At 26.7% G+C, this 8631-nt stretch carries 8 protein-coding genes; 2 read left to right on the top strand and 6 right to left on the bottom strand.

Features of this window, described 5'->3' with window-relative positions; all coding sequences use genetic code 11:
• Nucleotides 1-344: 344 nt before the first annotated feature.
• On the top strand, nucleotides 345-1916 hold the full coding sequence (serA, locus tag BP997_RS06320; protein ID WP_413825304.1) for a phosphoglycerate dehydrogenase: 1572 nt from the start codon (nucleotides 345-347) through the stop codon (nucleotides 1914-1916).
• Nucleotides 1917-1977: 61 nt separating this feature from the next.
• Here serA and BP997_RS06315 read toward each other — a convergent pair whose 3' ends face one another.
• From BP997_RS06315 to BP997_RS06300, 4 genes are all read right to left on the bottom strand, one after another.
• Nucleotides 1978-2625, bottom strand: coding sequence for a Mov34/MPN/PAD-1 family protein (locus BP997_RS06315; RefSeq protein ID WP_413825225.1), 648 nt, complete (start codon nucleotides 2623-2625; stop codon nucleotides 1978-1980).
• Nucleotides 2626-2662: 37 nt separating this feature from the next.
• A complete protein-coding gene (locus tag BP997_RS06310; RefSeq protein ID WP_413825228.1) occupies nucleotides 2663-3400 on the bottom strand; it encodes a tRNA(His) guanylyltransferase Thg1 family protein in 738 nt (245 codons plus the stop codon).
• A 39-nt stretch (nucleotides 3401-3439) separates the two neighbouring features.
• On the bottom strand, nucleotides 3440-4204 hold the full coding sequence (locus BP997_RS06305) for an aspartate dehydrogenase (protein ID WP_413825231.1): 765 nt from the start codon (nucleotides 4202-4204) through the stop codon (nucleotides 3440-3442).
• A gap of 278 nt (nucleotides 4205-4482) precedes the next feature.
• The gene (locus BP997_RS06300) at nucleotides 4483-4908 is read right to left on the bottom strand and encodes a PRC-barrel domain-containing protein (RefSeq protein ID WP_413825235.1); all 426 of its coding nucleotides are present in this window, start codon (nucleotides 4906-4908) and stop codon (nucleotides 4483-4485) included.
• Between the two features lie 416 nt (nucleotides 4909-5324).
• On the opposite strand from BP997_RS06300, the gene BP997_RS06295 reads away from it, so the two are divergent.
• The gene (locus tag BP997_RS06295) at nucleotides 5325-6053 is read left to right on the top strand and encodes a tRNA-binding protein (RefSeq protein WP_413825237.1); all 729 of its coding nucleotides are present in this window, start codon (nucleotides 5325-5327) and stop codon (nucleotides 6051-6053) included.
• 37 nt (nucleotides 6054-6090) lie between these two features.
• Here the strand turns inward: BP997_RS06295 and BP997_RS06290 are convergent, their stop codons facing one another.
• Nucleotides 6091-7503: a lactaldehyde dehydrogenase gene (locus BP997_RS06290; RefSeq protein ID WP_413825239.1), complete on the bottom strand. Its 1413-nt coding sequence runs from the start codon at nucleotides 7501-7503 to the stop codon at nucleotides 6091-6093.
• Between the two features lie 26 nt (nucleotides 7504-7529).
• The gene (locus tag BP997_RS06285) at nucleotides 7530-8567 is read right to left on the bottom strand and encodes a M24 family metallopeptidase (protein ID WP_413825242.1); all 1038 of its coding nucleotides are present in this window, start codon (nucleotides 8565-8567) and stop codon (nucleotides 7530-7532) included.
• Nucleotides 8568-8631 lie beyond the last annotated feature (64 nt).

Below are 8631 nucleotides of genomic sequence, written 5' to 3'. Positions count from 1 at the left end.
TTGAAACCATAATTTTTCACCTCTTTTTTTATAATAATTTTTAAATATTAGATTAAACTAAAGTTGTATTATGATTAATTACAACCTTTTTAATTCTAAAAATTTATTTTATTCAAAAATCATTAAGAATAATATGATTTAAAAAGTTTATAAATTTTTATAAAAAAATATATAAAATTTTTATTAATATGAAAATAGTGTGAAAAAATATTTATAGTTAATGTAAAACTTTATAGAGAAAAAATTTGTTAAAAGGTTTTTTTAATTAATAAAAAAATTAATTTTATTTATGTATTATAAAAGTAATTTATTTTAAATAATTAATATAGGAGAGAATGAAAAAAATGAAAGTTCTTGTTGCAGATGCAATTAATGAAGATGGAATAGCTATGTTAAAAAATGAGATGGATGTTGTTGTTAATACAACTATATCTCCTGAAGAATTAGTAGCTACTATTAAAGATTTTGATGGAATAGTTGTTAGAAGTAGAACTAAGATGACTAAAGAAGTTATTGAAGCTGCTGACAATTTAAAGATTATTGCAAGAGCCGGTGTTGGTGTAGATAATATAGACATCGATGCAGCTACAGAAAATGGTGTTATGGTTGTTAACTCCCCAGAATCAACTAGTATTACTGTTGCTGAACATACTATGGGATTATTATTAGCTATGGCTCGTAAAATTGCTATTGCTGATAAATCTGTTAAAGATAATAAATGGGAAAAGAAGAAATTTATGGGAGTTGAACTTAGAGGAAAAACTCTAGGTGTTATTGGAATGGGAAGAATTGGTTCTCAAGTTGTAAACCGTTGCAAAGCTTTTGAAATGGATGCAATAGTATATGATCCTTATTTACCTGATGATGTTGCAGAACAAATGGGTGTAAGATTAACCGATTTAAATACTGTTCTTAAAAATGCTGATTTCATAACTATTCATGTTCCTTTAACTGAAGAAACTAAACATTCTATTAGTGATGAACAATTTGATTTAATGAAAGAAAATGCATTCATTGTTAATTGTGCTCGTGGTGGAATTATTGATGAAGAAGCTTTATACACAGCTTTAAGTGAAAATAAAATTGGAGGCGCTGCTTTAGATGTTTATGAAAATGAACCTCCTAAAGATAATAAGTTAATAACTTTAGATAATATTGTTTTAACCCCACATATTGCAGCATCTACCAAAGAAGCTCAAAAAGGTGCAGCTATTATAGTAGCTGAAGAAATTATAGATTTAAATAATGGAAAAACTCCTAAAAATGTTATAAATTTACCAAGAATAGATAACAGACTTAAAAACGAACTCAAACCTTACATGGAAGTTTGTGAACGTTTAGGAAGTTTCATATCCCAATCATTAAAAGGAAAAGTTAAAGAAGTAGAAATAATCTACTGTGGTGAATTAGCAAGTCTTCAAAACCAAGACATACTCGGAAGATGTGTCTTAAAAGGTATTCTTGATTCTATTTTAAACAGTTCCGTAAATACAGTGAACTCTTTAAACATGGCAAAAACAAGAGGAATTAAAATTACCGAAGGAAAAACAGATAATGCTAAAGGTTACGATTCTTTAGTTAAAGTTCGAGCTAAAAGTACTAAAGACAGTTTTTCTGCAGAAGGAACATTTATACATGAACCTAAAATAGTTAAAGTTAACGAATATTGGGTAGATGTTAAACCTTCAGGAAACATGTTTATAGCAAAATATAAAGATGTTCCAGGAACTATTGGTTTAATTGGTACAAAATTAGGAGAATATAAAGTTAATGTTGGAATCATGCAAGTAGGAAGAGATGTTGCTGGTGGAGAAGCAATAATGATTTTAACATTAGATCATCCAGTACCAGATAAAGTAATTAAAGAATTAATAGATTTAGATTATGTATTTGATGCAACTAAATTAAAATTATAAATATAAATTTCTTGCAAAAAATTCATATCTTTAATTTTTTTTTAAAATTTTTTAAATATTTTTACTTATTTTTATAATTATCATTTTCTAATTTATTAACATCAATATAGATTACTCTTTGATTATTAGCTTTAGCTTCATTATATTTTTTCATAAAAGCATCATATTCTTTAGTACTGTCATCTTCAGAAAAATCATAATCTTCTGGATAACCATGCCCTATTTCATCTTGTAAATCCTGTAAATCATCTAACATTGCATCCTGATTTTTATCATCATAATCACCAAGAGTATATTTTACAGAATCCCCATAAGCATCATAAGCACAAAAACTAGGAATTTCATAAGGTAAACAAATAATCATATGAAATAATCCATGTTTACTAAATGTCATTAAATCAGCATTACTAGGTTGTGCACTTGGACCTGGATGAGAATGAACAGTACCCCAAATCCGTTGAGAAGGTGGCATTAAACCTTCATTAAAAGTTGCACCTGTATTTGAAGTTTCACCAGGTAAAAAAAGTAAACTATCTAAAATAAGTTTATTATCCTTAACATGACCATCAAAGAATGCTAAAAACTCATTTGGATAAGATTCCTTGGCATAATAAATTACAGAATCAATAACTTTATTATCCACACACACTTCATTAAAATTTCTTTTATCATTACTTAATACTTTTGAAATAAATTTATCAAATACCATAAATATGACACTTCCTTATTTATTATGTTTTTTATTTTTAATCATGTTTTAAATTAATTGTTTTAAAAAAATCATTTGAAAACATTTCAAGATTACAATCTATATAAAGGTAATTTCTATAAGAGATTGTATCTGAATTGGTTTTTGGATTAAAGCCCTTAATTTTTTTATTTTTTTTATAAAATCCGATTCCTCTTTTTTCCCATACTGGAAGATTATTTAAATTTATTCCTTTATCAAATAACAAGTTATGAATATCACTAGACTTTAATCCTTTAATTTTTTCATTAGCTATTTTAGAAGAATAATCTTTTTTTAATACCCAAATTCCATAAGCATTCTTACAGTTTCTCCAAGCTTCATCTTGTCTCCATTTAAAATATGTGTTTATATCATTAAAAGGGAGGGGTATTATTCTTGAATCAAAAGAAATTAATGGTAATTCATCTAAATCAAAAAAATCGTTTAAATGTTTAGTTATTGAACTAGATGCCAAACTTGAAAAAACAGAATCTATCTTTTCAACTCTATTAGAAAATGGTATCTCAGAAAGTAAAATATTTATTTCATCAGAAAAAGTATAAATAAATTTAGGTGAAAATTCAGTAAATAAATCTTTACATACTTCAATCATTAGTTTAGCAAAATTAGAATCATAAGGTTTTTCTAAATTTAATGTTTTTGCTAAAGTATGGAATTTTCTACCATCTAAACGTAAGACAATATTTGACCCTTTAGGTACTTTTAGATTGGAGTATATTTCATAATCTTTCAAAATTTTCACCTGAAAAAAAATAATTAAGTTTATTACTTTTTATGTACCACTAAGTAATGTTTCATTGAAATGTTTTAATAATTTTATTGCAGAGAAAGCTGCTAGCATACTGGTTTTAGGATTAGTAGCACATGGTAAATTTTCACATCGAGTAGTGAATTTTCCGAAATCACCTGTAACAACTACTTCATGAACATTCCTATCAACTTTTGGATCAACTATAACTTTAACATCAATATCCATTTTACATGCTAAACTTAATGTAGCAGCTACATTAATGTTAAATGGAAATTTTTTAACTGCTTGTGATGCTTTACCTTCGAATAATATTTCTTCTTTATTAACATCTTTTCCTAAAGATTTAGGTGATTTTCTTGTTGTTAGTTTAGCTTCTTTAATTTCACCAACAGATGCAGCTTTTATACCATCTAATCCGAGTATTGCTCCAGATGGAGTGTAAATTTTAGCATTATGTTTTTTTGCAGTTTCAACTACTTCATTCCTAAAATTTTCATCCATTAAAGCTCCAACACTCATTATAATCATGCTTTTTCCTTTATTTAAAACTTTTAAAGCATATTCATTAACTGAACTTGGGGATGCTGCTTCTAAAACTAAATCAACATTATCTATTAAATCTTCAATATTTATAACTGCTATACCATTAGCAATACTAGCTAAATTTTCAGCTTTTTCCATATCACGATCATAGAAATGTTTGATGCTTATATTTTTCTCAGTTGCTAAAATATTGTTCACTATAAGATTTGCTATAGCTCCACAACCTATAATTCCAACTTTCATAAATAATCACTTTTATTTTTTTTATATTTATTTGATTTTTCTATTTTCATAAATTAATTATTTTTCATAACTTTTATACTTTTAATAAATCTTATTTTTTTTAGAAAAAATATTAGATGAATTTTAAAAGTAAAAAATCGTTTAAATGTTTAAAGTATCATATTAATTAGTTTTTTTATACTTTAATCATGATTTATAGAGAAAAAATAAAAAAATTTAATAACTTAATAATTTTTAAAAAAAATTAATAAAAAGAAAAAAGAAAAAAACTTAAAATCTTATTCAACCTTTTCAGTAGGATCTTGGATTTTAGGTTCAGCTTCTTGTGTTTTTGGAGCTTTTGGTGTTGGTGCTTCTACATTAGGAGTAGGTGTAGGTCTAACTCTTTGAGCTTGTGGTTTATGAATTAAATCTTGTGGATCTATTAACATTATATCCCCAATAGCTTTTACTTTATCATATCCAACATCAAGTAATCCTTCTTGATGATATGAATTTACATTTTCTTCTTCAGGGACCATTCTTAACCCACTAGTAAAAATATCTCTTATTCCTACATTTTTCTTTTCAGGTTCTAATGCTTTTACTCGTAGTTTGGAAATAGTTCCATATTTAATGTTAAGTACAACATCAGCTACTTGTCCTACATATTGCCCTGCTATAGTATATATATCTAAATCATAAAGACTGGAAACTTCTACCATTTTTTCACCATTGTAAATTATTTATATAATATTGATATTATTTAACTAAATTTCATATATTAGTTATTTTGTTTGATTAACTTGTTTTATTAGATTTTTACTATGATTTAAAGTTATTTTCATTAGAAAATTTAGTTAAACTTTAAGTAATATATTATTTTTTTTTATTAGTATAAAAAGTTTTTGTTAAAATTCTATTAAAATAAAAATTTTAAACTTATAATTAAAATTAAGGCTTAATAAGCGTTATTGGTTCTTAAATTAAAAGTATATTTTTCATAATAGTGTTTTAAATGAAATTTGATAAAATTGATTAATTTAAATTAAGTTTAAATTATACTAAATTTAATATAGTAATTAGTATAATTTTACTTTTAAAGAAATATTTATGATTATTTAATTTTGGAGAGATAAATGTGTGGGATACATCTAAAGATTATAGAATTTTAATTGCTGTTAAATCTAAAGAATTATTTATGAGAACTGTTCAAACTGGTGCGTTTAGAGGTCATTGGAATAAAAAAATGGCTCTTGAATCTGCAGATAATATGGATGCTCATTTTCAATCATTACTTTATTCATATCTTGAAGGTGATGAGTTAAGTAATTCTCCAGATGTTAATAAATTAGAGGAAGAGGCTAATTATGTTATACATTATTTAGGGGGAGAAGAATGGAATCATATTTTTCTTAATAAAGCACCTAAAGAAGAAAGAGAGAAAACTGAAGAGAATGTTGCCAAGGTTCAATTCTTTTTAAATACAATTTTAGGTTTACGTCATAGATTATCTTTAGGTCCAATTAATGATCCAATTATTGGGATAGATATTTTAGTTGGAGAAATCATGAGTGTTAGTAAACATCCTAATGCTGATTCTTTAATGATTTGTAATGTTAACCTTAAAAAAAGAGCAATTACTGTTGTTACTAATAATTTAGATGTTAAAGAGGGTAATCATGTTGCTGTTGCGATGTTACCTCCACAAAGTTTTATGGACATTGCAAGTGAAGGGATGTTTCTTGGTGTGAATGGTGTTGTTTTAAAAGATGTTAAAGGTGAATTAGGAGAGTTACCTAATGGTATTCCTATGGAATCTTTAAATGATACTAGAAATCTTATTGAAGGATTTCTTCAAAAGAAATAAAAAATGAGTTGAAAAGGAATAATTTTAAGTATTAAATTTAACGTAAGTTAAATCCAATTAATTTTGGTTTAGTCATATCATGTACGGCATATTTTATTCCTTCTTTTCCTACTCCACTGGATTTAACTCCTCCAAATGGCATGTTGTCTGTTCTGAATGTTGATTGTTTATTTATCCACACAGTTCCTGCTTCAATTTCATTGGCACATTTTAAACCATTATGCATGTTTTCTGTGAATACACCGGCTTGTAAACCATATTGTGTATTATTAGCTGTTTTTATAGCTTCTTCAACACCATCAACATGAATGATTGGGGCTATTGGCCCAAATGTTTCATTAGATACTACATCCATATTCATATTAACATTGTCTAAAACGGTAGGTTGATAAAATGTGTTTTTACGTTTTCCACCTGTTAAGAGTTCAGCCCCATCAGATATTGCATTATCAACTGTTTTTTCAACATTGATTGCAGCATTTTCATCAATTAATGGTCCCATATCCATATTTTCATCCATAGGATTCCCAATTTTTAATTTTTGTGTTTCTTTAACTAATAAATCTGTGAATTCTTCTGCGATAAGATTATCTACAATTATACGTTTAACACCCATGCATACTTGTCCAGAATATAGGTAAGCTCCATTTACTGCTCCTTTTACAGCTTTTTTTATATCTGCATCATCAAGTACTATTAAGGGATCGTTTCCCCCTAATTCTAATGTGATCTTTTTCATTCCAGCACGTGATGCTATAAATAATCCTGTTGCAACACTACCTGTAAAAGATATTTTATTTATATTTTCATTAGTTATTAATGCATCACCAATTTCACCACCCATACCAGTAATTGTGTTAATTACTCCTTTAGGAAATTCTTGTGCAATAATTTCAGCCATTTTAAGTCCTGCAAGAGGTGCTTGCATACTAGGTTTAAAAACAGTGGTGTTTTTTGCTGCTATTGCTGGGGCTATTTTATGAATTGCTAAATTTACAGGATAATTAAATGGTGTTATTGCTGCTACAACACCTAATGGGATTCTTTCAGTAAATGCAAAAAAACCTTTACCTCCTAAACCTGCATCTAATGGTACTGTTTCACCATAAATTCTTTTAGATTCTTCTGCAGATAATTTTAAAGTATCTATTGATCTCTCCATTTCACCTAAAGATTGTTTTATTGGTTTTCCTGTTTCTTGTGTTATGATTTTTGCAAATTCTTCTTTTTCATTTTTTAGATTTTCAAAAGCATCATATAATTTTTCAGAAACTTTACGTGCACTCATTTCAGTTAATGAATTTTTAGCTTGATTTGCTGCATTAACTGCTTTTTTAACTTCATTTCTATTAGCAATAGGTACAGTGTCAACTATTTTTCCATTGTAGGGGTTTAAAATTTCTTTATGTTCATCTTTATCATAATTTTCCCCATTTATTAACATTTTCATTAATAGTCCTCCATTAATAATTTTTTTTATAATCTTTGAGGTAAATTTCCAATTATTTTACCTTTATTATTTATTAATATGGTATCTTCTATTCTAACTCCAAAATTTCCTTCTAAGTAAATTCCAGGTTCAACTGTTACAATCATATTATTTTCTAGTATAGTGTGGTCTCTTGTAGATAATGTTGGGGCTTCATGAATATCTAAGCCTAAGCTATGTCCGGTAGTATGAATGAATTTATCTCCATATCCATAATCAGTTATAATATCTCTTGCAACAGCATCAATTTTTGAACCATCAATTCCAGGTTTAATTGCTTTTATAGCTTTATCATGAGCTTCAAGCACAATATCGAATATTTCTTCTTGTTTTTCAGTGCTAGGATAAGTTCTTGTTGTGTCTGAACAATAACCTTGATATTTACATCCGTAATCAATTAATATATGAGGATCTAAAGGTTTAGGGCTTACAACTGCATGAGGTAAACTACTATTTGCTCCTGATGCTACTATGGTGTCAAATGATTCTACTTCAGCACCATTTTTACGCATTAAATAACCTAATTTGTATGCTGTTTCCCATTCACTTATACCTTTTTCAATTAAAGATCTTGGATTTAATTCTAATAATGATTTATGTGCAATATTCATTGCTGTATCTATTTTCTTTATCTCATCTGAAGATTTAATCATTCTTTCTTCGGCCATGAATGGTTCAATGTTTAATTTTAAATCATTATTGAGTTTTGTAAAACTATTTACAGTTAAATTATTTTCTATTGCGAAATTAGTTAAATTTTCTTTTTTTAATATTCTTTTGAGTTCATCATATGATGTAAATTGTTGAATTTCTATAGAACTAGTTTTATTAGCTATTTCCATATCCATTTCTGCAACGTATATTATTGGGTTTTCTTTTAATATAGCGAAAGCAAAACTTTGGGGTAAGTATCCTGAAATGTACCTAATATTATTAAAATCTGCTAGTAACATTCCATCATAATTATTTTCTTCTAATTTTTTCACTATATTGTTTAAGTGAATATTTTTACTCTCATTTGCCATAATATAATTTTCCTTCTTATTTATTTTTATTAATTTTTAATTAATGATTTGATTATAATATTAT

Source organism: Methanobrevibacter sp. UBA412 (assembly GCA_002495685.1).
In the GTDB taxonomy this organism is placed as follows: domain Archaea; phylum Methanobacteriota; class Methanobacteria; order Methanobacteriales; family Methanobacteriaceae; genus Methanobrevibacter_A; species Methanobrevibacter_A acididurans.
Note: the sequence above shows the minus strand (reverse complement) of the source record. Positions and strands in the feature narration are given on the sequence as shown.